23 protein-coding genes and 2 pseudogenes are annotated in these 25,508 nt (G+C 69.7%); 14 read left to right on the forward strand and 11 right to left on the reverse strand.

What is annotated here, in order from left to right; all coding sequences use genetic code 11:
* The 6 genes from IF78_RS49275 to IF78_RS0141100 all read right to left on the reverse strand — a co-directional run.
* A partial coding sequence (locus tag IF78_RS49275; protein ID WP_209439686.1) for a hypothetical protein occupies nt 1-180 on the reverse strand: 180 nt, incomplete at its 3' end.
* Nucleotides 177-1,796 carry an ISL3 family transposase gene (locus tag IF78_RS0141085; protein WP_031487778.1) on the reverse strand — a complete coding sequence of 540 codons (1,620 nt, stop codon included), beginning with the start codon at nt 1,794-1,796 and terminating at the stop codon, nt 177-179. The genes IF78_RS49275 and IF78_RS0141085, both read right to left, overlap by 4 nt.
* Entirely contained in the window at nt 1,742-2,206 is a 465-nt protein-coding gene (locus IF78_RS51055) for an nSTAND1 domain-containing NTPase (protein ID WP_369122765.1), read from the reverse strand. The genes IF78_RS0141085 and IF78_RS51055 overlap by 55 nt, the downstream gene beginning before the upstream one ends.
* A gap of 318 nt (nt 2,207-2,524) precedes the next feature.
* The gene (locus IF78_RS47180) at nt 2,525-3,148 is read right to left on the reverse strand and encodes a methyltransferase domain-containing protein (protein WP_037642640.1); all 624 of its coding nucleotides are present in this window, start codon (nt 3,146-3,148) and stop codon (nt 2,525-2,527) included.
* Between the two features lie 397 nt (nt 3,149-3,545).
* Nucleotides 3,546-4,115 carry a GNAT family N-acetyltransferase gene (locus tag IF78_RS0141095; RefSeq protein WP_031487780.1) on the reverse strand — a complete coding sequence of 190 codons (570 nt, stop codon included), beginning with the start codon at nt 4,113-4,115 and terminating at the stop codon, nt 3,546-3,548.
* 10 nt (nt 4,116-4,125) lie between these two features.
* Complete coding sequence (locus IF78_RS0141100; protein WP_031487781.1) at nt 4,126-5,433, reverse strand: NsdA family TPR-like regulatory protein; 1,308 nt, start codon at nt 5,431-5,433, stop codon at nt 4,126-4,128.
* A 192-nt stretch (nt 5,434-5,625) separates the two neighbouring features.
* Here IF78_RS0141100 and IF78_RS0141105 point away from each other — a divergent pair, with 192 nt between their 5' ends.
* From IF78_RS0141105 to IF78_RS0141165, 13 genes are all read left to right on the forward strand, one after another.
* The gene (locus IF78_RS0141105) at nt 5,626-6,036 is read left to right on the forward strand and encodes a DUF6415 family natural product biosynthesis protein (RefSeq protein WP_031487782.1); all 411 of its coding nucleotides are present in this window, start codon (nt 5,626-5,628) and stop codon (nt 6,034-6,036) included.
* Nucleotides 6,033-6,488 carry an ATP-binding protein gene (locus IF78_RS0141110; protein ID WP_031487783.1) on the forward strand — a complete coding sequence of 152 codons (456 nt, stop codon included), beginning with the start codon at nt 6,033-6,035 and terminating at the stop codon, nt 6,486-6,488. Before IF78_RS0141105 ends, IF78_RS0141110 begins: the two co-directional genes overlap by 4 nt.
* Nucleotides 6,489-7,024: 536 nt before the next feature.
* Nucleotides 7,025-7,378: a hypothetical protein gene (locus IF78_RS44535; protein ID WP_234439992.1), complete on the forward strand. Its 354-nt coding sequence runs from the start codon at nt 7,025-7,027 to the stop codon at nt 7,376-7,378.
* 45 nt (nt 7,379-7,423) lie between these two features.
* Entirely contained in the window at nt 7,424-8,218 is a 795-nt protein-coding gene (locus IF78_RS0141120; protein ID WP_107050118.1) for a 2-keto-4-pentenoate hydratase, read from the forward strand.
* 25 nt (nt 8,219-8,243) lie between these two features.
* Nucleotides 8,244-9,134 (forward strand): acetaldehyde dehydrogenase, encoded by an 891-nt coding sequence (locus IF78_RS0141125; RefSeq protein ID WP_031487785.1) that lies wholly within the window; start codon nt 8,244-8,246, stop codon nt 9,132-9,134.
* Nucleotides 9,131-10,150, forward strand: coding sequence for a 4-hydroxy-2-oxovalerate aldolase (gene dmpG, locus IF78_RS0141130; protein WP_031487786.1), 1,020 nt, complete (start codon nt 9,131-9,133; stop codon nt 10,148-10,150). The genes IF78_RS0141125 and dmpG overlap by 4 nt, the downstream gene beginning before the upstream one ends.
* Complete coding sequence (locus tag IF78_RS0141135) at nt 10,150-11,007, forward strand: HpcH/HpaI aldolase/citrate lyase family protein (RefSeq protein ID WP_031487787.1); 858 nt, start codon at nt 10,150-10,152, stop codon at nt 11,005-11,007. Before dmpG ends, IF78_RS0141135 begins: the two co-directional genes overlap by 1 nt.
* On the forward strand, nt 11,004-11,540 hold the full coding sequence (locus IF78_RS0141140; RefSeq protein WP_031487788.1) for a MaoC family dehydratase: 537 nt from the start codon (nt 11,004-11,006) through the stop codon (nt 11,538-11,540). Before IF78_RS0141135 ends, IF78_RS0141140 begins: the two co-directional genes overlap by 4 nt.
* Nucleotides 11,541-11,574: 34 nt before the next feature.
* Nucleotides 11,575-12,720 carry a GNAT family N-acetyltransferase gene (locus tag IF78_RS0141145; RefSeq protein ID WP_234439993.1) on the forward strand — a complete coding sequence of 382 codons (1,146 nt, stop codon included), beginning with the start codon at nt 11,575-11,577 and terminating at the stop codon, nt 12,718-12,720.
* Nucleotides 12,721-13,645: 925 nt separating this feature from the next.
* Nucleotides 13,646-13,846, forward strand: coding sequence for a hypothetical protein (locus IF78_RS0141150; protein ID WP_031487790.1), 201 nt, complete (start codon nt 13,646-13,648; stop codon nt 13,844-13,846).
* 139 nt (nt 13,847-13,985) lie between these two features.
* On the forward strand, nt 13,986-17,540 hold the full coding sequence (locus IF78_RS0141155; protein WP_051828632.1) for a SpoIIE family protein phosphatase: 3,555 nt from the start codon (nt 13,986-13,988) through the stop codon (nt 17,538-17,540).
* Nucleotides 17,541-18,154: 614 nt separating this feature from the next.
* The gene (locus tag IF78_RS0141160; protein ID WP_051828634.1) at nt 18,155-20,278 is read left to right on the forward strand and encodes a SpoIIE family protein phosphatase; all 2,124 of its coding nucleotides are present in this window, start codon (nt 18,155-18,157) and stop codon (nt 20,276-20,278) included.
* 376 nt (nt 20,279-20,654) lie between these two features.
* Complete coding sequence (locus tag IF78_RS0141165) at nt 20,655-21,098, forward strand: GNAT family N-acetyltransferase (protein ID WP_078662798.1); 444 nt, start codon at nt 20,655-20,657, stop codon at nt 21,096-21,098.
* A 17-nt stretch (nt 21,099-21,115) separates the two neighbouring features.
* On the opposite strand, the gene IF78_RS44540 is transcribed toward IF78_RS0141165, so the two are convergent.
* Nucleotides 21,116-21,895, reverse strand: coding sequence for an abortive infection family protein (locus IF78_RS44540; protein ID WP_234439994.1), 780 nt, complete (start codon nt 21,893-21,895; stop codon nt 21,116-21,118).
* Between the two features lie 476 nt (nt 21,896-22,371).
* Nucleotides 22,372-22,641: pseudogene (locus tag IF78_RS47185) on the reverse strand (cation:proton antiporter); the annotation flags it as partial.
* Nucleotides 22,642-22,695: 54 nt separating this feature from the next.
* Here IF78_RS47185 and IF78_RS47190 point away from each other — a divergent pair.
* Nucleotides 22,696-23,553 (forward strand): annotated as a pseudogene (locus tag IF78_RS47190) (IS5 family transposase).
* A gap of 16 nt (nt 23,554-23,569) precedes the next feature.
* Here IF78_RS47190 and IF78_RS0141185 read toward each other — a convergent pair.
* From IF78_RS0141185 to IF78_RS0141195, 3 genes are all read right to left on the reverse strand, one after another.
* Nucleotides 23,570-24,109, reverse strand: a complete 540-nt coding sequence (locus IF78_RS0141185; protein WP_209439687.1) for a hypothetical protein — start codon at nt 24,107-24,109, stop codon at nt 23,570-23,572.
* 706 nt (nt 24,110-24,815) lie between these two features.
* On the reverse strand, nt 24,816-25,193 hold the full coding sequence (locus IF78_RS0141190) for a PASTA domain-containing protein (protein WP_031487797.1): 378 nt from the start codon (nt 25,191-25,193) through the stop codon (nt 24,816-24,818).
* Entirely contained in the window at nt 25,190-25,378 is a 189-nt protein-coding gene (locus IF78_RS0141195) for a hypothetical protein (RefSeq protein ID WP_031487798.1), read from the reverse strand. Before IF78_RS0141195 ends, IF78_RS0141190 begins: the two co-directional genes overlap by 4 nt.
* Between the last annotated feature and the right edge of the window lie 130 nt (nt 25,379-25,508).

Here is a 25,508-nt window from a genome sequence, read left to right on the forward strand (position 1 = left end):
GACCACCCGCTGAAACAACTCCCACAACTCATCCGGCACCAGCCGCTCAACGATCGAAACCACGACCGACAGGCTACCGTTCCAAATGAGATGACGTCTAAGGTGTCGGCAACGGCTCAATGTGGGCTCTGGATCACTTTCAGTGCCGAGGCCACGGAGGGTCACCACAAGCGCGATCATGAACGGCCTCGCCCCGCGAGAAGAACCCGTTTGCGGAGCAGGTCGAAGTTGGCGCGACCGAACATCTGCCGCTTCAGCATCTTGATCTTGTTGTTGTGGCCCTCGACGGCGCCGGAGCTGTAGCGCAGGCTGAGCCCGGCGACTACCGCGTCGAGGTCCTGGCCGAGTCCGTTGACGAAGCCGTGGAGGACGGGCAGGTCGTCGGCCTGGACGCGCTCGATCCACTGGCCGAGGTCCCGGCCCCGGCGGCTATTCATCAACTCAGCGAACGCCCGGACGTGTTCGGCAGTCCGGTCAAGCTCCGGACAGCGGGCGAGGATCTTCTTGAGCCGCTCGGCTTGGTCGTCATTGAGGTCCTCGGGGCGGCGGGTGATCCAGCCGGTCACATCGCGCACGGACGGATCCTTGCGGGGCGGGTCGTCGTGCGGGAGGACATCTCGGAGCCGCCGGACGTATTCGCGGACGATGGTGATGCCGCCGCGGTAGCCGCGCTGTTGGAGTTCACCGAAAAGGTGGACGGCACTCCTGCGTCCCTCGGCCCACCGCTGGTGTAGATAAGGCTTGTAGGGGTCCAGGATGCTGGTGCGGCCCGTCCATTGACCGACCAGCAGCTCGTCTGGAGTAGCCGCATGCGCGAGACGGCGAACCGTGGTTCGGCTCAGTCCGAGCTCACGGGCGATGGCCCGCAACGCCATGCCCTGAGCCAGCAGTTGGTGAACGGTGGGGTGCTGCCGCCGCACCCGCTCGGAAAGGCGTCCTGAGGTGCGCGGGTGGGCCGTTGGCTTGTCTTCCAGCGCCGATACATCCGTCGGTGCGGCCGTGGCCGTGGCCTTTTGGTCCGGCTCGCGGAGCAGGGCGCGGTGGCGGACGACGGTCTTCTCGACGGCCTCGGCCAGGTTTTTCCAGAGGTGCCAGCGGTCCGCGACATGAATGGCGTCAGGGGCGCCGAGCCGTCCGGCCTCGGCATAGGCGGTGGAGCGATCGCGGCAGATCACCTCGATGCCGGGGTGATCGGCAAGCCACTTGGCCACCGTCGCGGTGGTCCGGTCGGGTAACAGATCGACCGGGCAGCGCGACTCGATGTCGATCAGGATCGTGCCGTAGTTGTGTCCCTTGCGCAGCGCGAAGTCGTCCACCCCGAGCACGCGCGGCGTGGGGGGCGAAGGCTCCGGCAGGCGGCGTATCAGCCGGAGGAGCGTTGACCGACTCGCCCGTACGGCGAGCGCGTGGGCCAGGCGGGCGCCGGCCCGGCCGGCCAGCATCACCGCCAGCTGCTGCAGGACCGTCTGCAGTCCAGCACTGCGTCGCCCGTGGCGGAAGGTCAGCCCGTCGACCTGCTCTGCAAAAGTCGCCTGCGCGCAGGTGCGTTCGCAGCAGCGGAACCGCCGGACCTGTAACTCGATCACGACGGGACGCCCACCGACCGCGGTGTCGGCGAGTCGGCGTATATACCGGCTGTGCACCCGAGTCGAGAGTGTTCCGCAGGCGGGACAGGCAGCCCGCTCAGCCGAGATGGTGGCCCGTACGACCACCAACTCGTCATCAACTGCGACGCCTTCGATCACGACGCCTTCGGTCTTGTGGAACCACAGGTCCCGGAGGAGCACATCACCCACGGCCGTTCATGATCGCGCTTGTGGTGACCCTCCGTGGCCTCGGCACTGAAAGTGATCCAGAGCCACGATTCAGCCGTTACCGACACCAGTGACGACTTACCTGAACCGGACGGACCGACAAGAGCGCTCCACTGGTTGTTGGCCACCACGCTCACGAGTTCCGCGCACTCCACTCTTCGGCCGTGGAACACTGGCGCGTCGGTTTCCCGGAACGGAGACAGTCCCCGAAAGGGGCACACGGGAGCGGGTGCCAGTTCTCGCGCACCGGGCACTGCCCCGGTCTCGTCCCGTGTCACATTGCCTCCATGCAACGCCCTCAGCAGATCAACCCCGCCCGGGTCATTCTTAGTTAGAACGACACGCCATGCAGCACATTCGTCCGTGACCAACCCAGAGGGTCTGCCTGGCATGGACGCGTGCGTGCTTCTGCCAGACCAAGGTCCTATGGGCGGTCAGGACGTCACCGGGGCGCTGGCGTCGTGGAAGCACCACGCGGTACCCAGGCGTCTGGATGATTCGGTGGCAGCATCCCGTTGAACGGGGACGCGGGAATCTGGAGCCCCGATTGTCACAACTCGAGGCTCGGGACGCTACGCCGTGGTGATCGCGGAGGGACGCCTCGGCAAGGAATTCTGCTCGGGTTCAGCCGTCCCAAGCGGTGCTCGGCACACGCGGATTCTGATGTTCTCCCAATAGCCGGTGCGCACGGAGTCGCGGACCCTGCAGGTTCATCTGTAGCTACGCGTGGCAGTGACGGCGACCCGTCGCAGAAGGTGCGCCGTCGCCAGCCTCCGTCGGGCCTCACCCTGCAGGCTGGCGAGGCCCGGGTTCGCGTCGGTGTTCATCGCCAAGGCGGTCCGATAGATCGCCTGGTACGCGGAGTCCCAGACGGGATCGTCGCGGCAGGCGACGGCGATGAAGCCCGCAGCATACAGCACCTGGCGCCAGTTGGTGTTCCGATGCCTGAGCGGCAGGCGCTGGTCGCCGGGGATGCGGGGGTGCCAGCCGAGTCGGCCGGCCGGGCGCAGGATCCGGCGGGCCTGCCGAGCGGCAGCGATGCGGTCCCCGGCGTACTGCAGGGCGTCCAGGGAGACGGCGCGGTCCACGGAGGCGTCGTCGAGCGGCAAGTCCGCGAAGTCGGTGAGGAGGAACTGTGCACCGGCGGCGTGGTCCGCGGCCCGGGCACGGGCGTGTCGAGGGGGACCGCGGAGAAGTCGATGCCGATCAGGGCGGCGTTCGTACGACGGGCGAGCCACAGGCCCAGTCCGCCGCGGCCGCAGCCCAGGTCGGTGAGCATCTGGCGCGGGTGCAGGTCGAGGTGACGCAGGACGTGGTCCAGCAGGTGGGAGCACAGGAAGGAGAACGGCTCGATGCCCACGGAGAGGGCGGGGTCGACCTGGCGCACCACGGCGCTGAAGGCGTTCACGTCGACTGCGCTGCTGAAGATCCTGTTCGAACTCCGCCGCCTGGCGGTCCGTCGTCTACGAGGTCCGCCACCTGGGTGTCATCCGGCTGGAGCGCCACCGCCTGAACAACGCGGACGGCGTCCGCGACACGTACGACACCATGCGCGTCGTCCTTACCGGATTGACCTGAGAAACGACGGCGGCTCTGGCCCATCGGCTCAAGCCTCCGCTGTTGACTCAGCTTGCGTGTAGCCGTGATGGCGACTCAGCGCAGCAGGTGTGCGGTCGCCAACCGGCGCCGGTCCTCTCCTTGCAGGCCGGTGAGGGCTGGTGCAGCCTCCCGTCAGGCCTCGTCCTGAACGTGCAGGAGCAGCAGGTCGAACTCCGGGCCGTCAGGTGTGTTGCGGTACGGCCCCCCGTACTTGTAACCGAGCCGGGCGTAGAGGTCGTGGCCGCGCGGGTTCGCGGGCAGGGCAAGCAACGAGGACCACTTTGGGGCGATGGCCTGGAGAAGGGCGCCGTGCAGTCGGGTGCCGATGCCCTTGGACTGCCACGGCGGGCGAACGGCCAGTTCGCACAGGCCCATCAGCCGCTCTTGGCGGGCGCCTTCGGGGACCTGATCGACCAGGGGGCCGAACCAGTAGTCGGGCGAGCAGGGGAACGCATAACCGAAGCCGACGGCGCTGCCGCCGACGTAGGCGACGACCAGGACGAAGCCGGGGTGCTTGAGGTGGCCGGTGATCTGGCGGTGGAGTGCAGGCACGGACAGGCCCATGGCCTCCGCACCCGGGTTGTCGACCAGTTCCGGGTGGCTGTCGGCCCAGATGTCGGCGAGGGTGTCGATCAGCGGTGGGACCTGGCCGGGCCCGTAGGTGCGGATCACCACGTCGGTGCGGGTGCTCGGGGTGGTCACCGTCTCCTCCTCAGCTGACGTCGGCGATGGTGCGGTACTCCTCCAGCCAGTCCGCGACCGCCGGGACGGACGCGTGCCGCTGCAGCGCGCTCGAGACGTTGTGCAACTGCTGCAGCAGCCGGTCCGAGCGCACCTCTGGAAGGTACGCGAGGACGCGTCCGGCGGCTTCGGCCGCGGCCTCCGGCTCCGGACGTTCCCTGACGGCATGCTGAATGGCGATGTCGGCTGTGTACAGGGCGCGATTGCGGGCGAACTGGTCGCCGTGCAGCAGCACCGCCTGTTCCGCCCCGGCTGCGGCCCGCTCGTGCTGGGCGAGGTCGGCCCGGGCCAGCGCCTCTAACCCGGCCAGCTCGCCCGGGTTGTAGAACTCCAGCCAGTGCGGATCGGCCTCACGTGGCCCGCTGGCATACAGCTGGTGGGCGCGGATGATCGCCCGGTCCGTGGCGCTTGCGTCCCCCAGCAGGGCCCAGCCGCCGGCCTCACGCATCGCGAACAGCGACAGCATCCTTGGTGAGCCGTAGGAGTTGGCCACGCTCTGCGCCCCTTGCGCTGCCGAGATTGCCTCGCGCGGCCGACCGGATGCCTTGGCGAGCAAGGACAGACAGCCGAAGGCGTGCGCCTCCAGGCCCGGGTCCTCGGCGATCCGCGCGGCGGCGAGGGCCTCGTTGTACAGGCTGCGCGCGTCGGCGGCACGGCCGGAGTCGTAGCTGAGCCACCCGGCGGCGATCGAAAGATGACCGGTCGCCGACCTCAGCCGCTTACCGGTCTTCTCCGTGTAGGTGCCTTCCTGCAGCCACGAGTAGGCGGTGTGCAGGGCGTCGGAGGCGTCGCGGCGCATGGCGGCTGACCCGTGGTCGTGGTCGTGGGCGTAGATCTTCGCCACGGCCGTGTCCAGGGCACGCACGTTGACGGCACCGATCCGGCCCGGCGGGGCCCCATCCTTCGGGGAGGGGAGGGGGATGAGCGACAGGACCGCGCCTGCGCTGTCGGCCATGAACCCGCGGCGGGTCACCTGCTCCTCCTCTGGGTTCGCCGTGGCGGCCGGCACGGCGGTGCGGGCCGGGGTACTGGGCCCGAAGCCCAGCTCCTGCATGGTGCGTCCAGTCAGCTGGGTGAGGATCCGCCGGTAGACCGCCCTGGGGAGCTGGACGTCGCCGTCTTCCCATGCCGCCACCAAGCGCGCGGTGCAGGCGACTGTTTCACTCATCTCCTCGCCTGTCTCCACGATCAGCCTCGCGAACTCCTGGCGGGACCTCTGCAGTTCGTCCTCGCGCACGGCGCGCAACCGGGCGTTGGGGGTCTTGGGGCGGTCAGCCATACCGACTCCGGCGGTATCCGACATGACGGGTGCGGCGACCGTACCGCCCCCACCCCTGTGGTGCCCGGCCTTGGCCGCAGTTCACCCCAACTGGGCGAAGTTTCATCGTTCTTGCATTGTGCTGGCGTCGCACTCGCTCGTCCTGCGCTGCTTGCGTAGGCGGTGACGTGACGACCAATCAGGGAGGCCGCTGTGGCAGACGCTGCAAGCAGCGCAACGGCGACAGTCCCGGCGCCCCGCCCAGCGGGCGCCGGCAACAACTTCCCGGTCGATTCCGAGAGCATCCGGCAGTCGTACGAGGCGGCCCTGTCGGCCTCACGGCGCCTGGCGGGTGGGGACTGGGAGAGGCTCGGTGGCCTGCTGCGCGGGCACGTCCAGCTCCTGGTGCCGGAACTCGCCAGGGTGGAGCCGCGCATGCGTGGTGAGCAGCGGCGCACCGCGCGCCACGTCCTCGCCGGAACCCGCCACATGCTGGCGGAGGGGAACGGCACCTCTCCCAAGGGCGTCTGGGATCTCGCCATCCAGTGCCGCGCCCTGCTCACCCTCTATGAGCATCCCGGCCCTCTGCGGGCGACGCGGCCCGTCGCTGGTGGGCGGTCATGACGACCATGACGACGCCCCGGCCCCGAATGAAGGGGCATCCCGGCTACCGGCTGACCGCCGACCGCGCCCCGGAGACGGCAAAGGAGGCCCGGCTGCTCGCGCGCGTAGCGATGGCGGCGTGGGGTCTGGAGGACGACGCGGAGACGGCTGCCCTGGTGATGTCCGAATTCGTCGCGAACGCCGTGCGGCATGCACACGGCCCAAGGATCATCCTGGCCGTGAGCCTCCCGGCCTTCGACCGGGTGTACCTCGCCGTCACCGACCGCTCCCCCGACCGGCACCCGCAGCTGCGCACGCCCGACGAGGACGCCGGCCACGGCCGCGGCCTCCTTCTCGTCGACGACCTTGCCAACCGCTGGGGCTTCGACTTGCTCCGCTCCCGCCGCAGCGGCGAACTGTCAGCCAAACGCGTATGGGCCGAGCTGAAGCTCGTACGGCGATCCCCACTGTGACCCTCCGCCGCTCCACGACCGTGACGAAGGTACGGTCTGGGGCTCGCGGCCAGGGTCGCACCGCCATCGCGTGCCTGATCAGCGCTGCCCGTGTAGGGCACTCACCAGGAGGTTTTCGTTGCCTAATCAACCGCAGGCTCCCGCCGTTGAGCTTTCCGGTATCCGCCGCCTGCTCCTTGCGGAGACTGATCCGCCCCGGCTCACCGATGAGCAGACAGCGGCGATGGAGCGCAGGTGGGAAGAGGCCGTTGCGGCGAACCCGTCGCTATTCGACGGGCCGACCGTAGTGTGCGCGGGACTGGAGTGGAAGGACGCGCAGACCCTGCTCCTGACTTGGTACCGGGCGACCTATCGCCTGTACGTCCTGCGGCTGGATCCGGTCCACGCCGTGTCCGCCCCGTCGGTTTTCGTGTCCGTTGCGCAGCCCACGGACGACGGTCGGCTGCTGGTGGGGCGTATGGCGTCGTCGACTGCGGCCCCCGGGCGTTGGCAGCTGCCCGGCGGGACGATCGAGCCCCCCCGAGGCGGGCGCCGCCTTGGATGTCGAGTGCCTGCGCCGGCACGCCGCGCTGGAACTCGCAGAGGAGGCCGGGCGTGAAGTCGCCTCCGAAAACCTGGAGCTGTGGGCCGTGACCCGCGGCGGCATGGGCAACGTGGGCGTGCACTTCCGTGCTCCCGCCTGCCCGGCCGACGCACTCACCAAGCAGTACACGCAGCTCGTCGCCGCGGAGAGCGGCCAGGGCCGCACCCCGGAGCTGGACCGCATCGCGTTCATCGGGTCGGACGCCGACGTGGCAGGGCTCGGCGGCCGCTACGCCGACTTCCTGCCGGTGCTCGCCGCACGCCATGCCGTGAACGGCGAGACCGATCAGGCCTGCATGCGGAGGTAGCAGATGGTCAGGCCCGCAAACGCCGACAACCATCCGGCCGGACAGATGGCCGGGCCCGAGGCGGAGGGGGAAGTCTTAGCGGGGCTGGCACGGGAGCTGGCCGACGCTGCCCGAACCGGCGTTCCTGTCCGGTCGCTGTCGAAGCGCTTTCCGGGCCTGGCCCTTCAGGACGCCTACCGCATCCAGCGGATCAACCTGGAGGAACGGGTTTCGGCAGGGGGCCGGGTCGCCGGCCATAAGATCGGACTGACCTCGGCCGCGATGCAGGAACAGATGGGCATTGACGAGCCCGACTCCGGAGTCGTTCTGACCAGCATGGTCGCCTCCAGCGGATCCCGGCTGCGGTCGGCCGACTTCATGAACCCCAGGATCGAGACCGAGATCGCCTTCCGGCTCAGTCACGACCTGGCCGAGGCCTCGGACCTGGGCACCGTCCGTTCGGCTGTGGGCGAGGTGTTCCTCGCGTTCGAGGTCCTCGACACCGTCTTCGCCGACTGGAACATCACGCTGGTCGACAGCATCGCCGACAACGCCGCCTGCGCCGGCGTCATCACCGGCAGTCCCGTCCCGTTCGATCCAGTCTGGGACCTCGCTGCCGAGCAGATACGGGCGGAAGCCGATGGGAAGGTGGTCGCGACCGGTGAGGGGCGCGACATCCTCGGCAACCCGCTGCTGGCGCTGGCATGGCTGACGCACCGTCTGCCCGTGTTGGGCACACCCCTGCGCGCTGGAGACATCGTCCTGGCCGGTTCCGTACACGCGAGCCTGCCGCTCACCCCCGGAACAGACTTCCGGGCCACTTCCACCCGGCTTCCCGCCATCGACCTGCAGGTCCTGTGACCTGCCACCCACACAGGGGGCACACATGCCATCGAACACCGTGCACGCCGCTGTCCTCGGCTCCGGCTTACTGGGGCTCGACCTGGTCGAGCGCATGCAGAACTCCCCGCACCTGAGCTGCGAGCTCGTCGTCGGCCGCACCAGCCACAGCCGCGGACTGGCTCAAGCCGCCGAGCTGGGCTGCGCCATCGCAGCGGGCGGCGTCGCCGCGCTCCTCGACTCCGGCCAGAGGTTCGACATCGTCTTCGACGCCACGAACGCCTTCGAGCACCCCGAGCACTGGGCGCGGCTCGCCGGCACCGGCGCGGTCCTCATCGACCTCACCCCCACCAGTGGCGGTGCGCTGATCGTGCCGACCGTGAACGGCGACCAGGCCGCCGCCCACCAGCACATCGGCCTCGTCTCCTGCGGCGGTCAGGCCTCGATCCCCGTCCTGCACGCCCTTGCCCAGCACTACTGTCCCGAGTACGTGGAGATGGTGGCCACGGCCGCCAGCGTCAGCGTGGGCTGGGCCAGCCGTCTCAACCTCGACGAGTTCGTGGAGACGACCGAGGGCGCGATCCGCTGGTTCACCGGGGCCGGCGAGGCCAAAACGATGCTGAACATCTCCGCAGCCGCACCACCGCCGCCGTTCCGTATCGCCATGACGATGGTGTCTCCCGGCGTCGAGCAGGACCAGGTGCGTGAGGTCGTGGAAGCGGCTGCGGCGGCCATGCGGACCGTCGTGCCCGGCTACCGGATCACCTCGTGCACCGTCACCGGCGACACGGCCCGTGTCATCGCGGAGGTGACCGCCACCCGCAACCGGATGCCGGTACACGCCGGGAACCTCGAAGTGATCAGCGCCGCCGCCATCTACGCGGCCGAGCAGCACGCCCTCAACAAGGTCCCCGCGTTGAAGGAGCTCGCCCGATGACCGCCCAGAGCCAGGTGATCGTGCACGACCCCACCCTGCGCGACGGCCAGCACGCCGTGCGGCACCAGCTGGATGCCGGGCAGATCCGCGGCTACGCCGCAGCCGTCGACGCAGCCGGTGTCCCCGTGGTCGAAGTCGGCCACGGCAACGGCATCGGGGCGTCCTCCCTGCAGGTGGGCCGCAGCAGGATCAGCGACGACGAGATGCTCGCCACCGCCCGCGAGGCCCTCGCCCACAGCAGACTGGCCACCCTCATGCTGCCCGGCTGGGCAACGACCGCCGATCTGCGCAAGGCCGTCCGCCACGGCGTGGACGTGGTGCGGGTGGCCGCCCACTGCACCGAGGCCAGCGTCACCGCACGCCATCTGGGCGCCATCCGCGAGCTCGGCGCCGAGGCGCAGGGCGTGCTGCTGATGAGCCACATGGCCAGCCCCGGAGAACTCGCCGAGCAGTGCGCCCTGATGGTCGGCTACGGGGCGCAGGCGGTGTGCATCTTCGACAGCGCCGGCCACTACCTGCCGGGCGACGTCACCGCCCGGATCACCGCCATCACCGCTGCGGTAGACGTGCCGGTGGCGTTCCATGGGCACAACAACCTCGGGATGGCCGTGGCGAACTCAGTCGCGGCCGGCGAGGCCGGCGCCCGCACGATCGACGCGTGCGCGCGGGGATTCGGCGCGGGCGCGGGCAACACCCAGCTGGAAGTTCTCGTTGCCGTGCTGGAGCGCTACGGCTACCGGACCGGAATCGACCTGCGGCGCCTGGCCGACGCCGCCGATCTCGCCGAGCGGACGCTGATGCCCGTCCCGCCGACGATCGACTCCACCAGTCTCGTATCCGGGCTGGCCGGGGTGTTCTCCGGGTTCAAAAGGCCCGTCCTGGCCGCCGCCGAGAGCCAGGGAGTGCACCCCTGGGACATCTTCGTCGAGCTCGGCCAGCGCAGGGCCATCGCCGGGCAGGAGGACCTGATCCCGGAGACGGCGCGCACCCTTGCGGGACAGGGAGCTGGTCGGTGATGCAGACGATGGCCCCGGCCGGGGTGTGGTTCGTCACGCCCGGCCACGACTCAGCGCGCTTCCCGAGCGCGCACGGCTGCGGCGCGGACGTCGCCCTGGTCGACCTCGAGGACTCCGTGCCCGCCGAGGTGAAGCCGCAGGCCCGGCGGGCCGCCGCCGCGTTCTTCACCGCCCCCACGGCGGCCGGTCGTGTCCTCGGGGTCCGGATCAGTTCTCCCACCACCCGCGACGGCGTCCTCGACCTGACGGCCATCGCCGACTATCCGGTCCGGCCGGACGTCGTGCTGATTCCCAAGGTCGAGTCGGCCCGGGACTTCGAAATCGCCGCCGGGACACTCGACGCTCCCGACTACAGGCCGCACCTGTATGCGCTGATCGAGACGCCGCGAGCGCTGGAGGAGCTGCCGTCGATCGTGCGGGCCGAGCGCATCGCCGGGGTGGTGTTCGGGACGGCCGACTACGCGACGGCCATCGGCTCCTCCAAGGGCTGGGAAGCGATGCTGCATGCCCGCTCCTCGCTTGTCACCAGCGCCGCCGCCGGCATCTGCGCCATCGACTCCCCGTTCTTCGACCTGGACGACCTGGACGGGCTGCGGGTCGAAGCCGAACGCGCCAAGGGGCTGGGCTTCGCCGGGAAGTGCTGTGTCCACCCCCGCCAGCTCCCCGCCGTCACAGAGGTGTTCACCCCGACGGACGAGGAAGTCGACGCCGCCCGCACCATCGTGGCCGCCGCCCACCGGGCGAGCGGCCGCATCGTCCGCGTCGACGGACAGATGATCGGCCCACCCATGGTCAAAGCCGCCCGGGCTCTGCTGGCCCGCGTGGATGGCCGCGCGCCGCGCGAGGTGAGCGCGTGACCGCCAGCATCCCCGCGCCCGCGGGGTACCGGCGGATCAGGGAGGGCCGCTACCGGGAAGTGGTGGGCTTGGGCTACCCGGACCTGGTGGAGGGGCTGGTCATCGAGCACCGGCCCGGGCGCACCGTCACCGAGGCCGACAACGTCGTGATGACCACGCTCGGCGGCAACGATGCCCCGATCCACACCGACGCCCGCTACAGCGCTCTCACCGAATGGGGCAGGCCCCTGGTGTGCAGCAGCATCACCCTCCACATCGTCGGCGGGATGACCGTACGCAGCACTAGCGGCCTGACCCTCGCCAACCTCGGATTCGAGGAGATCCGCTTTACCCACCCCGTGTTCGTGGGCGACACCCTCTACGCAGAGACGGAGATCACCGGCCGCCGCCTGTCCCAAAGCCGCCCGGACACCGGGATCGTCACGAGCCGCACGACCGGCCACAACCAGGACGGCAAGACCGTGGTGACGTTCACGCGCAGCTTCCTCGTCCCTGTCGACGCTGATGCCGTGCGCGACCGGACCAACTACTAGAAAGGGGAGGCGACATGCTGATGCGATCCGGATTGTGAAGGCCGACCACGAGTTGTGGCAGCAGTACGACGCCCTCGCCACCCGCAGCTACGGCCATCCCGTGGACGACATCACCCGCCTGAGCCAGCAAGCGGACATCCGCGTCGCCGTCCGGGACGGACGCGTCATCGCTGGCGGCCTCGGCCTCCTCGTCCCGCAGTTCTTCGGCGGGGCCCCCGTGCCCTCCGCCCTGCTCAGCGCCGGGTGCGTCGCCCCGGAGGAACGCGGCGCCCGCCTCTCCGTCGACATGCTCGCCGAACGGCTCCGCCACTTGCGCGACCGCGGCGCTGTGATCTCCACGCTGTGGACGACATCGAGCGGGTACGTTCGCCGCCTCGGCTGGGAGGCCCCCGTCCCCGTGTTCGCATGGTCCATCGCCACCGAGGACCTCAAACGGGCCTTCACCCGCTCGGGGATGCCCATCGAGCATGGCCGTACAACGGAAGCCGACGAGCTGCAACGCTGCCTGGCCAGGCAGTGGAACGGGCCCGTGCAGCGCCCGGACTGGTGGCCCGCCTGGATCGACGGCAAGCAACAGCTGACCACCTACCGGTTCGGCCCGGCGCAGTCCCCCACAGGGCTGCTGTCCTTCGCTATGAAGCGCAGCGAGCGGCACGGGATGCAGCTGACCGTGCACGACTTCTGGGCCGCAGACGCGGACACCGTGGGCGAGATGATGGCATTCCTCGCCAGCCACAACACGCGGGCGCCTGTCATCCACTTCCGGCGCTCCGCCCTCCCCCCGTACCCGGCGCTGCTGCACACCCTCCAGCGGTACCGGCCGAAGGCGGAGGCGTGGCACCCGTGGACGCTCCGCATCCTCGACCCGGAGGAAGCGGTGCGGCTGCGGGGCTGGCCGGATGACCTCGACATCGCCGTGCCCGTGGACATCGAGGGCGCGGACGGCGGGAGCTGGGACCAGTACCTCCTCGAAGTGAAAGGCGGCGCCGGACAGATCACCAAGACGCACACCGCTGGTGAAGTCCGCCTCACCCGACGGCAACTGGCCGTCTGGTACGCCGGCGGCTACCGGACGGCGGCCGCAGCCCGCCTCGCGGGGGTAGCCGCCAGATCCGACACGGCGCTCAGCACACTCATCCGGACCACAGAGCACGAACCCTGGTTGCCCGACCACTTCTAGATTCTGTGCGCCGGGATTCAGCGGTGGACGGCGTCTTTTCTCGGGTGTCGGCGGATGTGCATGCCGCAGGGCGGGACGAGATGGTGAGCAGCGCATTCGCCACCGTGGTCCGTCCGGCCTCACAGCCGCCGAGCGAGACGTCACGAGTACAGCGCCCGCAGGCCTGCATGCCCAGGCCATGGCTTCTGGGCCGAGACGAGCGCTGGCCCTCGCCTTCCACCAGGCCGTCCTCGATGACCGTGACGCGCTGACCGCCACAATCTCCCGACTGCGTGAGCTGGCCCAGGACGGGGACTACGCCTACTACATCGACATCGCATCCTTCATAGTCGACCTCCCGCAATCCCCACCGTGCACACTGCGCCGCAATGGCTGGAGAGTGAACACGCCACCCACGCACGGTGGCGCGAACTCGTCACCGCCCGGCGCGATCACCTGCGCGCTACCCGGTGAAGCGCGGACGGGCCCCGCCCTCGTGTCCCCAGCGGGCTACCGGGTCTGCGTCGCGTTACTGGAGGACTCTCCGGGTTCAGGCAGCGGCCTCTTCGGTACTGCGTTCTCGATGGGCGCCGGCTTGTCCGGTAGCCGCCGAGCGATGCCGGTTGCGATGAGCGCTACGCCAGCGAGCGTGGTGGCCACCAGGCCTGGCCCGGTGAGAGCGAGCAACTGGCCGCCGACTGCTGAGCCTGCTGCGGACCCCAGGGTTGTAGCCCGAGCCAAGCCAGACGTTGGCTTCGGCATGCCGTGAGGGGTCGATCCGCTCGTCGACGAGGATGTACAGCTGGCCCCACACCGGAACGTTCGAGCGGTGCGAGACTTCCTGCAGCTCAGCGCGTAATGCCCTGGGGCCAGATCCGCGCATACGACCTGCCCGCCAGCCACTCGCCACGACGCCGCATCCGGCCGGCATGAAGGGGCGGATCCGATGACCACCGATGCTGGGCTCCCGTCGGTCAGAGAGTCCCTCCAGCTCGCGCTCCTGTCCGAGCCCGACGGCAGCCCGCTGGTCGACGAGCTCGCCGAAGCCGCCGCCGACCACTACCACTTGAACTACAGCCGGCACCCCGCCGTCCGCGCGCGGCTGCAGGCGTACACTGCTGGCAAATCACCTTTTGAATTATTTTAACCCTGCAATTCCGGCAGGGGCGTAGCCAGAACCGTCGGATCCGGCGTCCGATCTGCCCGCAAGGTCCGCAGTGAGTGGCCGTCGGCAACCTTAGGAGGGCGCGCGCGGATGAGATAGGCGCCAGGAGGAAGATTTCTCGATGACCCGGCCTGATGACCCGCGCACCGCGGCGGCCCGGATGTTCGCCGAGGCTGGCGCGTTCGGCGAACTCCTGGCCGGGATCGACTGGGCGGCGACACCGCTCGGGCCCTCCGGGTCCTGGCCGGGGCCCCTGGTGGACACCCTGCGCCTCATGCTCACCTCTGAGCACGGGATGGCTCTGTACTGGGGCGCCGAATTCGTCACGCTGTACAACTTGGGCGCCGCACCCATTCCCGGCGCCAAACACCCCTGGGCGCTCGGTAAACCCTACAAGGAGGTGTTCCCCGAGGTCTGGGCCCCCGTGAGTTCCCACTTCCACTATGTGACCGACACCCGCAAGCCCCTGCTGATCCCGGATGAGCCGCTCATCATGGAGCGCCACGGCTTTTTGGAGCAGTGCTACTTCGACTCCTCCTTCCAGCCCGTGCTGCTGGACGACGGCACCGCCGGTGGCGTGCTGCAGATCCTCACCGAGACCACCGGCCGGGTGCTGGGCGAGCGCCGGCTGCGCCTGCTGAGCGAGACCGGCGCCCGCACCGCCGGGCTGCCCACCCCGGACGAGGTCGCCCGCGTAGTCGCGGAGGTGCTGGGCTCCTATCCCGAGGAGATCCCGTTTCTGGGCCTGTACCTGGCCTCCGGGCCGGGGATGCTGCGGCCGGCGGCCTCCGCCGGGCTCCGGCCGGCGCCCGAGGCCGTCTCGCTGAGTGCGGCCGACAGGTCAAAGATCGCGACCCGGCTGGCGCAGGTCGTCGCCGACGGCGCCCCTGCCACGCTGCCGGCTGCCGCGCTCACCGGCGGCAACACCGCCGGGCAGCATGCCGCGGCCTCCCGGCTCCCGGTCGAGCAGGCGCTGGCTCTGCCCCTGGACTGTGCGGGGCAGGTGGGAGGCGTCCTGGTGGTGGGCGTCAACCCCTGCTACCCACCGGCCGGGGCCTACCGGGACTTCTTGGAGGTGCTCGCCGCCGCCGTGGCCGGGGCGCTGACGGCCGCGCTCGCCCACGACGAGCAGCGGCGGCGGGCGGAGGCGCTGGCCGAGCTGGACCGGGCCAAGACCACCTTCTTCGCCAACGTCAGCCACGAGTTGCGCACCCCGCTCACCCTGCTCCTGGGCCCGCTCCAGCAGGCCCTGGCCGACGAGGACCGGCCCGAGCGGCGCGAGCAGCTGGAGCTGGCCGAGCGCGGCGCCCTGCGCCTGCTGAAGCAGGTCAACACCCTCCTGGACGTCGCCAGGGCCGAGGCCGGGCAGATGCACCCGGCCTTCGAGCCGGTCGACCTCGCCGGTGCCACGGCCGAGCTGGCCGGGGTGTTCCGCTCCGCCTTCGAAGCGGCCGGGCTGACGCTGGAGGTGGACTGCCCGCCGCTGTCCAAGGCGGTGTCCCTGGACCGGGAGATGTGGGAGAAGATCATCCTCAACCTGCTCAGTAACGCCCTGAAGTTCACCTTCACCGGCGGCGCCCGGGTGCAGGTGGCCGCGGCCGGCGACCGGGCCCGGCTGACCCTGACCGACACCGGCACCGGCATTCCCGCTGACGAGCTGCCGCGCCTGTTCGAGCGCTTCCACCGGGTCCGCGGCGCCCGCTCCCGCTCCCACGAGGGCAGCGGCCTGGGCCTGGTGCTGGTGAAGGACCTGGTGGAAGCGCACGGCGGCACCGTCAGCGTGGACAGCCGGCCCGGTCAGGGCACCACCGTCACCGTGGACCTCCCCTTCGCCGCCGCCCACCGGCCCCGCCCGGCCCCGCCCGCGGCCGGCGCAGGATCCCCCAGGGAAGGCGGAGGCGGCCGGCCCGGTCGCGCCGCGGCCTATGTGGACGAGGCGCTGGGCTGGCTGGCGGCCGACCCCGTCCCCGCCGCCACCCCCGCGGGAAGCACCCCGCACGCCCCCGCGACCCACGATGCCCCCCACGGCCCCGGCCCGCACGAAACCGACCGCCTCCACCCGGCCCGCCTGCTGGTCGTCGACGACAACGCCGACATGCGCGCCTACCTCACCCAGCTCCTGCAGCCCGACTACGACGTGCTGCTCGCCGCCGACGGCCAAGCCGCCCTGGACTTGGCCCTGGCGCAGCCGGTGGAGCTGGTGCTCAGCGACGTGATGATGCCCGGCATGGACGGCTTCGAGTTGGTCCGGGCGCTGCGCGCCGACCCGCGCACCGCCCGTCTACCCATCGTCCTGCTCACCGCCCGCGCCGGCGAGGAGGAAGCCGTGCAGGGCCGACAGGCCGGCGCCGACGACTATCTGGCCAAACCCTTCTCCGCGCGCCAGCTGCTGGCGCGCGTCCGCACCGGGTTGGAACTGTCCCAGCTGCGTGAACAGGTCCTGACCGAGACCCGCAACCAGCTGGCCGTGCTGGCCACTCTGGCCGACGCGGGCCTGCGGCTGTCCGCCACCCTCGACCCGGACCAGATACTGCAGACTGCCGGACAGATCCTGCTGCCCGACTTCGCCGACCAGATCAGCATCCACCTCACCGCCGCGGCACCCGCCCCGGCGCAGTCGCCCCCGGCGTACATCGCAGGCACCCCTCTTCTTGCCCGCGAGGCCCTGGCCACCGCCGCCACCCACGCGATCAACGGCACTGCCCCAGCCCCACCCGTCCCGCACCCGGCGCCCGCCGCCGTGCTGACCCTGCCGCTGCACGCCCACGACCAGACACTGGGGGCCCTGGTACTGGTCCGGCACACCGACTACTCCGCGGTCGAGCACAAGTATCTGGAGAACCTCGCCCACCGCCTTGCCCTCGCCTACGACAACGCCACCCGGTACCACAACGAGCGCCGCCTCGCCCTGACCCTGCAGCGCGCCCTGCTGCCCCACCGCCTGCCCCAGGTGCCCGGGGTGCGCCTGGCCAGCCACTACCGGGCCAGCAACCGCGGCGCCGAGGTCGGCGGCGATTGGTACGACGTGCTCGCGCTGCCCGATGGTGCCGTGGGGCTGGCCATCGGCGACGTCATGGGCCACGACGTGGAAGCCGCCACCGTGATGGGCCAACTCCGCTCCGCCCTGCACAGCCTCGCGATGGAGGGCGCCAGCCCGGCCCAGGTGCTGGCCAGGCTGGACGCCTACCTGCAGTCGCTCGCCACCGACCGCTTCGCCACCTGCCTGTACGCGGTCTACAACCCACACCGCCACGGCCTGCGCTACGCCGCCAGCGGGCACCTGCCGCCCCTGCTGGTAGCCGCCGACACCGCCTACCTGGAGCTGTCCCCGGCGCTGCCGCTGGGACTGGGCAGCACTCCAGTCGACCGCGAGGTGGCGTTCCCGCCCGGCACCAGCTTGCTGCTATACACCGATGGCCTGGTGGAAAACCGGGCGCTGTCCCTGGACGATTGCCTGGCGGCCCTGCGCCAGACCTGCGGCGCACTGCCCGCCGCCGCCCGCACCGACCCCCAGCAGATCACCGAACGGGCCCTGGAGCTGCTGAACACCCCCGACCGGGTCGACGACGATACCGCCCTCCTCGCCGCCACCGCCGAACCAGCGTGTCGAACCGGCGACCCGCCGGCTGACGGAAGTGCCAAACAAGCGACCGCTACTGCTCGTAGTCATTGCTAAGGAAGCTGCGGATTTGCTAATCCACTGCTAACGAACCGTCTTCATTGCGTATGGAGTCGCGGATCCTAGACCGGCAGCCGCCTCAATGATCTGGGTGTCCACCGGGGCCAGGATCTGACCGCTGTACCAATCTTCGAGGGATACGAAAGTTGTGGTGTCCCCGGCGCGTATCACCGTGGCCCGGGTCCGTACGTGCCGCTTCAGACTCATATAGCCCCCTTTGCGCGCATGACGTTGTGTGAGGGGGGCGGCGAAGTCGTGGTCGACGCGGTGATCGCCTTGCGCCGTTCCCGAGTCCTGGCCACCGGTGCCGCCGGCGGCAGTGTGCGCGATCAGGAAGCCCGCGGCACTGACTCGAGACGGACGGGATCGCCTTCGAACAGCCCGTCGTCGAAGGCGCACCTCGTGTTGTGCAGGGCGCCCACAGGCAGGATGCCCAACAGCTGTTGCCCAGCCCACCATCGTCCCTTCCGAGGAGCACGGTGAGCAGGGGGTGTGTTGTCCGGTGGTCCGCGGGACCATGGAAGCCGAAGCGCCTGCAGACACAGACAGGCCCGCTCCAGCAGGCCGGCGGTTCGTCCACGTAGCGCCGGCCGGCGGAAGGAGTGCCTGCGATGAGCGAAGCCGAACGGCCTCCCCCCGGCATCGGCCGGGCGGACGCCCGCCCGCCGGAGGGTGAGGCATCGCAGCCGAGCGGGCTGATGGATCTCCTCGGTGTGGCGGCGGTACTGCTGGACGCCGAGGGACGAGTGGTCCTGTGGAGTCCGCAGGCGGAGGAGCTGTACGGCTACAACGCCCAGGAGGCGCTCGGGCAGTACGCCACGCGGCTACTGGTCCACGAAGAGCACTGGGACTGGGTGATCAAGAAGTTCGCCGAGGTCATGGAGACCGGCCAGAGCTGGGCCGGCACGTTCCCCATCCGGTGCAAGAACGGCAGCACTCGGCTGGTGGAACTGCGCAACATGCGGCTGCTGGACGACCGCGGCGACTTCTACGCCCTCGGGCTGGGCACCGACTCCCCCAAGCTGCGCGAGCTCGAGCGCGACGTCGCCCTGTCCACCCGGCTCATCGCCCAGTCCCCCATCGGGATCGCGATCCTCGACACCGACCTGAAGTACGTGGCCGTCAACCCCGCCCTGGAGCGCATGCACGGCATCCCGGCGACCAAGCACCTCGGCCGCCACTACCGCGACATCATGAAGGACTCGAAGTTCGAGGTGGCCGAAGCCGCCCTGCGGCAGGTCCTCACGACCGGACTCCCCCTGGTCGACCAGGCCACCATCGTCGGCCACACCCCTGCCGACCCGGGGCACAAGCGCGCCTGGTCCATCTCGATGTACCGCCTGGAGAACCCTCAGGGCCGCGTGCTCGGGGTGGCCGACATCGTGGTGGAAGTCACCGAGCGCTACCAGGCGGCGGTGGAGGCCACCGAGACGCGGCGACGCCTGGCATTGATAGCCGACGGCTCCGCCCGTATCGGCACCACGCTGGAGATCGACGAGACCGCCCGGGAACTGGCCGAGGTCACCGTTCCCGACTTCGCCGACCTGGTCGCCGTCGACGTCCTCGACTCCGTCCTCGACGAACACCGCCCCGCCACCCGAGACGGCCCCGCGGTCTTCCGGGCGCTGGCGGTGAAGGCCGCCTACCCCACCGACGCAGTTCACGCCGCCGACCCGCCCGGCCGCATCGCCGCCTATGACGCCGACCGCCTGGCCACCGAGTGCGTGCGCACCGGCCGTCCCCTCCTGATCCGCCACGCCGACGGCAACGACCTGTCGCGCATCGCCCGCGACGACCGCGCCGCCACCCTGCTGGCCCGCGCCGGAGTGCACTCCTACATGGCCGTCCCGCTCACCGCCCGCGGCACCGTCCTCGGCTTCCTTGGGCTGGCCCGCGCCCGTGACCCGCGGCCCTTCGACGAGGACGACCTCGCCATCGCCGCCGAACTGGCCTTCCGCGCCGCGGTGTGCATCGACAACGCCCGCACGCACCAGAGCGTGCGTACCGCCGCCGAGACCCTGCAGCGCAGCCTGCTCCCCGAGCACCCGCCCCACCTGCCCGGCTTGCAGGTGGCCTCCCGCTACCTGCCCGCCCAGGCCGCCTACGAGATCGGCGGCGACTGGTACGACGTCCTCCCCCTCGGCGGCGACAAGACAGCACTCATCGTGGGCGATGTCATGGGCAGTGGCATCGACGCCGCCGCCACCATGGGCCGCTTGCGCACCGCCACCACCGCCTTCGCCCGCCTCGACCTCGACCCCGCCCAGATCCTCGAACACCTCGACGCGATCACCGCCGGGCTGGAGCAGTACATCGCCACCTGCCTGTACGCCGCCTACGACCCCCACCGCGCCGAGTGCCACATCGCCAACGCCGGCCACCTACCACCCGCCCTCGTCCCCAGCGGCCAACACCCCCGACTGCTCGAGCTGCCCACGGGCACGCCCCTAGGCGTCGGCGGCGTCCCCTTCGAAACCACCACCCTCGGCTTCGGCCCTGGCGACCAGCTGGTCCTGTACACCGACGGCTTGGTGGAAACCCGCCACCACCCCATCGACGAACGCCTCAACACCCTCCTGCACCTCCTCGACGCCGACGACGCTCCCTTGGAGGAGACCTGCGACCGGCTCCTTCACCACCTCCGGCATCCCGACAACCACGACGACGTCGCCCTGCTGATCGCCCGCGCACGATCCTTGGACGGCTCACCGGGGCGTCCCCACCGTCGCGCCTAGCCAGGCTCAGCTTGAAGGCCACTCTTGCCAGGATGTCCACGCCACGGCCATCTTCGAGGCCGCAGACCTGCGGCCGAGGTCGTGCACCACAGCCTGGGTACCGGCCAGCAGACATGGCGAACCACTGCGCACCGACGGAAATCGAGTTCGGCCCTTTTGCAGACCCGCGTGGTGGGGACCTCGCCGGCCTGCTCGGCCGCGGCCACCCGAGAGCTTCTCCACCCTGATCCGGCCTGTGAATGCGCTTATGCGGTCTCGGGCTGGACGGGATCGACCGTCTGAATGAACAGGCACGGGAAGTCCGGCGTGGGAAGGCCACACAAGATGAAACCCGCCGCCGCTCCGACTCGAGGCGCAGGAGAAGGGGGTCGAATTCGTGTGTCAGCTGCCGGCGAACGTACGACGTCCAGGGTTCACCGCCGCGCTCGCCCTTCAAGGCGGAGAGGTTGTCGGCTTCGCCACCGCCTGGACCGCCCTCTCATCGTTCCCCTCCGAACGCTGCTACCCACAGGCCGCCGCCAGCTTCGGACCCAAGCGCACGGCGGAATGGCTGTGCGACTCCCGCGAGATCGACGAGCTAGCCGTCCGCTCCGACGCGCGCGGCACCGGGCTCGCGACCGGCCTCCTGGAGGCGGTCACCACCGACACCCCCGAAGGGCGTTCCTGGCTGCTCACCTCCGTACGGTCGGGCCGGGCGATGGCCTTCTACCGCCGCCAGGGCTGGACGCGGGCCACCCATCCCGCCCCCGACGGCAACGGCATCGCAGTCTTTCTCGGCCCGCGCCACCCGGCTCGGTCCCTCGCTTCCCCCGCCCTATGATCGAGAAGGCCGCCAGGTCAAGTGGCAGGCTTGCGCCAGGGCGCTGCGGGGTCCGAGAGCGTGTCAAGGATCAGCTCACACCAGGTCACAGCGGCGTTGACCGTCAGACGTGCGTGACGGACCCCTAGTCCGGACGGCGCACTGGCTTGCCCGTGTCCGCTGCCGAAGCCCTGGTTGCGTAGCTCGGCCACGCCCACGGCGATGTTCACCGAGCCAGAAAGAATCTTCTTCACGGCTTTGCTGCCGTCGGGCCCCTCAGGGGCCGAAGCGGCATCGAGCTTCAGTGCATTCTGAACATTGCTAACCAGAGCTGGGAGGGCGGCGTTCTTGTCGATCTCGATGCCTAGCTCCCGGAGAGCCGTCTTCGCCGTAGCCTCGATAAGCTGCTTGGCGGCTCCGATGGCTCCATGCGGGTCCGTGGTCAGGTTTCGCCTGATCCTCTCCAGCTCGACAACGATCCCCGAGCTGTCACTTAGTGCGCTCAGATCCCGGGCGAGGAGGGAAATGGGCGGGTGCTTCCACGAGATCCGGCCGCTCTTGTCGAGAAGGAATCCGTCCCGCTCCAACCGAACGCCGACGTCCTCCAGCCACTTGGGGGTGGCCTGCTGGTCAGGGTCCCGGTACGCGCGGATGAAGTCCTCGAAGACGAGGAGCGCCCGCCGGACATGCTCGGGGTCGGACCAATCCACGCCTTCCGCATAGAGCATGAACGTGGTCCGCCGCTGCCCGGGGTCGTCGTATTTCAGCTCCTCCGGAGGGATGGATGCGAACCCATGGTCCTCCCACAGCTCCTCCACGATCCGGATGGTCAGATCCGTGGCGAGCGAGCGAAAGGCGTTGCGGGTCGCTGGACTCACCAGCTCCCGGGCGGGCAGTGACGGTCATGGTCTGAAGATACGAGCAGCCCCTGACAACGTCATGGCCTTTTCCGACGAAGGCTCGCAGCCGCTCCGAACGGTACAGGCGAAACGGTGGAGAGCCGGGGCAGGCGGCAGGCCCAGGGCGCCCAGTGGAGGCCATGATCCCAAAGTCCTGATCCGCCTTCTCAGCTCAACGAGCCTCGGCGTGATCGCAGTAATGGCCGCCGGGTGTCTGATCGCCACCGCTGCGGGGACCCTGCTCGACACCGGCTCCCTGATCGGTAACTGGTCCCTCCGGGCTGCGATGGCGCAACATAGCCCGGGATCGCCGGTTAGCCAAACCGGCGATCCCACGGATCATTGATGGTCCACCGCCACTACCTGCACCTACGTCGAAAGGAATCGCCAACACAGCTGTCCAGGGCGTTGAAGTCGTCCTCGTCGGTGAGGAGCAGTACGGCGGTGATGCCCTCCAGGCGGGCCCCGCGTCCCATGGCCGCCGCCAGCAGTTCTCCGGGCGCCAGTTCCAGTCCGGCTTCCCGGATCCGCTCGCGCTGGTCCTCGGAGCCCGCCCACATCAGTACCTCAAGCCCGGCCGATCGCAGTGCGCGCCCGAGATCGACCGCCCACGGGTCGCCGCCGACCAGGAGAGGGCGGGCGCGGGTGGGACGGGAAGCGCCTAGGCACTGTCCGGTGGGCCGTGTGACCAGGTCGGCAGACGCATCGTTCTGGCTGGTGTGGGGCGGGGCGATCTGTCGGATCGGGAGTGGGCTCGGCTAGAGCCGCACTTGCCGAAGAGCGTGGGACGAGGAGGGCGTTGGAGGAGCCACCGCAGGGTGATCAACGGCATCCTCTTCCGGCAGCGGACCGGTATCCCCTGGCGGGATCTGCCGGCGCGGTTCGGGAAGTGGAAGACAGTGCACGACAGGCACCGAACATGGTCGGCCGACGGCACATGGGACAGGGTCCTACGAGGTGTCCAGGCCGACGCCGAAGGCCGGATCGACTGGAGCATGGTCAGCGTGGACTCGACCCCCTGCCGGGCCCATCAGCACGCGGCGGGCGCCCGCGCCGACGCGGCGCGTATGCCCGGACGGCGAGGCCAGCCTGTTCAGCATCGTTCCGACGAAGCCCTGGGCCGCTCCCGTGGCGGACTGACCTGCAAGATCCATCTGGCCGCTGAAGGTGGCCGACGGCCCCTCGCATTCGTCATCACCCCAGGCCAGTGGGGCGATGCCCCGTAACTGGTCACGGTCCTCGAACGCATCCGTGTCCCGCGCTCGGTCGGCGGTCATCCGCGCACGCGCCCCGATCATCTGGGAGCCGACAAGGCATACTCGTCCCGCCGGAACCGCCAGTATCTGCGGCGTCGGCAGATCAAGCACACCATTCCCGAGCGCAAGGACCAGCGGGCCAACCGCCTGCGCCGCGGCAGCGCGGGCGGCCGACCCGTCGGCTTCGACAAGACGATCTACAAGCGCCGCAACGAAGTCGAGCGAACGATCCGCGCCGTAGCCACCCGCTTCGACAAGCGGGCGTATGTCTTCCACGGCACGGTGACCGTTGTTGCTATCCGCCTCTGGCTTCGCTCCTGATCCGCCGGACAGCCCTTTAGGCCACGGAGAGCGCCTTGACGCCCGACAGGGTCGGGACGAGCTGGTAGTTCCCATCGCCCGCGCCGCAGGACACCTGCGTATCGGCGGTACCGGAGACGTTCGTCCCGGCAGCGAACCGCCCGTCGTTGCTCGTCACCACCGTGCTGAAGTGGTTGCTCGCCGAGGACGAGTAGTACACGCACTGGTGCAGATTCACGTAGCTTCCCGAGGTCAGATCCAGCGCCTTGACGCCCGACAGGGTCGGGACGAGCTGGTAGTTGCCATCGCCCGCGCCGCAGGACACCTGCGTATCGGCGGTACCGGAGACGTTCGTCCCGGCAGCGAACCGCCCGTCGTTGCTCGTCACCACCGTCGTGAAGTGGTTCGTCGCCGAGGACGAGTAGTACACGCACTGGTGCAGGTTCAGATAGCCCGAAGCGGCAATCCCAGCCTGAGGCTGCTGCTTCGGTGCGGCAGGCGCGGGCGCCGTCATTCCCATGAAGGCACATACGCCCATCGCGGCGGCGACTGCCGGCCTCCACGCGCGTCTGATCATCGATCGCATCATTTGCCGGGTCCTCCCCAAGGTTCGCTCGACGCGGGCACCCAGGCCCGCGACGGAACAACGCCAGGAGACCACCGACACCCGCCGCGTGTAACGGGACGAACGTAACAATCACCCCATCCAGCGACGTGTCGACCAACCTTGCGCACAGCCTTGCATGCGCAACCGAATACCGGCTTACGCCGATCAGTCGCAGGGCCCATACCGACCCGCCGGACACGCCCTAGCCCTGCGGCCGCATCAGGTGCATGATCCTTTCACCCCCCAACGCAACACGAAGCGCACAGAAGGGGGAGCCATGGGCCGAAAAGGCCATGTCCGGACCCGTGCCACCGTGGTACGCGCCGGGGAGAACACCACGCTCGTATCTCTGGCGGACTGGTACGGCGGACAGATCCTGGCGCCTGTGGAGACCCGGATCATCGAGGCTGCTGTCGGTCTAGGATCCGCGATTTCATTAGCAATGAAGGCGGTTCGGTAGCAGTGGATTAGCAAATCCGCGATCCCGTTGACAGTGACCACCGGGAGCAACCCCGCTTCCGTAAGGCCACTTGGCGAGCTTCCGTAGGAAGCTCTCAACCTGCGACTTCATCCAGCATGCGCCGGGCGGCCGGATCGCTCACGGAAGAGGCGTTGCCTCACGAAGTCTTTGCTAGCTGTTTCTGAGAGTGTGTCCAGCGCCTGGGGACAGGCCCCGTCAGTCGCTCGTCGTGCCGTCGAAGAAGTTGGACGCCGCCGCGCCCGGGGTCGCGGTGCTCTCGTCGGGAGGACCGGTGATCAGCGGGGTTTCGGTGGGCTCTGGGGGCAGGGTGGGTTCCGTGCTCGGGTCTGTGGCGGAGGCCACGACTAGTGTCACTGTGGAGCCGGGTGCGGCCGGTTCGCCAGGCGGGGGGATCTGGTCGATGACCGTGCCGGGGGTGGCTGCGTCGGAGACATGCTCGGTCGTCCCGGTCTGCAGGCCCTGGCTCTGCAGGAGTTGCTGTGCATCCTCGACCGTCATGCCCCTGACATCAGGGGACAGGAGCGGCGACGTCGTGTCCTCGGCGGACGGTGTGTCGGGCGGGCCGTTGATCACCGTTTTTTCCAGACCTCGTCGTTGGTGCCGTCGGAGTCAGCATCGCGGACCAGGGTGGTGTCAGGGGCCCTGACGTTGACGAGCTTGTACGCCTCCACCGGGGCCCGCTTCGACGCGGGCTTCACCTTGGCCATCTTCTTCGAGTCGTACGACGCCCACTTCTTGTGGGCGCCCTCGAACTCCACCTCCGGGGAGTGTAAATCTAACGGCAGATCCGACGATCATGGGAGAGACGTCAAGTGGCTGACGCCGCCGTGGAGTTGGAGACCGTGGAACCTGTCGAGAGTGCCCCGTCCGGGCAGCCTGCACCCGTGT

This window comes from Streptomyces bicolor (assembly GCF_000719285.1).
Taxonomy (GTDB): domain Bacteria; phylum Actinomycetota; class Actinomycetes; order Streptomycetales; family Streptomycetaceae; genus Streptomyces; species Streptomyces bicolor.

Excerpts from the sequence above, each read along its gene's own strand:
- IF78_RS51055 (WP_369122765.1), bottom strand. The coding sequence starts at position 2,206 with ATGCCAGGCAGACCCTCTGGGTTGGTCACGGACGAATGTGCTGCATGG.
- IF78_RS0141100 (WP_031487781.1), bottom strand. The coding sequence starts at position 5,433 with ATGGCTGACCGCCCCAAGACCCCCAACGCCCGGTTGCGCGCCGTGCGC.
- IF78_RS0141110 (WP_031487783.1), top strand. The coding sequence starts at position 6,033 with ATGACGACCATGACGACGCCCCGGCCCCGAATGAAGGGGCATCCCGGC.
- IF78_RS0141120 (WP_107050118.1), top strand. The coding sequence starts at position 7,424 with ATGGCCGGGCCCGAGGCGGAGGGGGAAGTCTTAGCGGGGCTGGCACGG.
- IF78_RS0141125 (WP_031487785.1), top strand. The coding sequence starts at position 8,244 with ATGCCATCGAACACCGTGCACGCCGCTGTCCTCGGCTCCGGCTTACTG.
- dmpG (WP_031487786.1), top strand. The coding sequence starts at position 9,131 with ATGACCGCCCAGAGCCAGGTGATCGTGCACGACCCCACCCTGCGCGAC.
- IF78_RS0141135 (WP_031487787.1), top strand. The coding sequence starts at position 10,150 with ATGCAGACGATGGCCCCGGCCGGGGTGTGGTTCGTCACGCCCGGCCAC.
- IF78_RS0141150 (WP_031487790.1), top strand. The coding sequence starts at position 13,646 with ATGACCACCGATGCTGGGCTCCCGTCGGTCAGAGAGTCCCTCCAGCTC.
- IF78_RS0141155 (WP_051828632.1), top strand. The coding sequence starts at position 13,986 with ATGACCCGGCCTGATGACCCGCGCACCGCGGCGGCCCGGATGTTCGCC.
- IF78_RS0141160 (WP_051828634.1), top strand. The coding sequence starts at position 18,155 with ATGAGCGAAGCCGAACGGCCTCCCCCCGGCATCGGCCGGGCGGACGCC.
- IF78_RS0141185 (WP_209439687.1), bottom strand. The coding sequence starts at position 24,109 with ATGATCAGACGCGCGTGGAGGCCGGCAGTCGCCGCCGCGATGGGCGTA.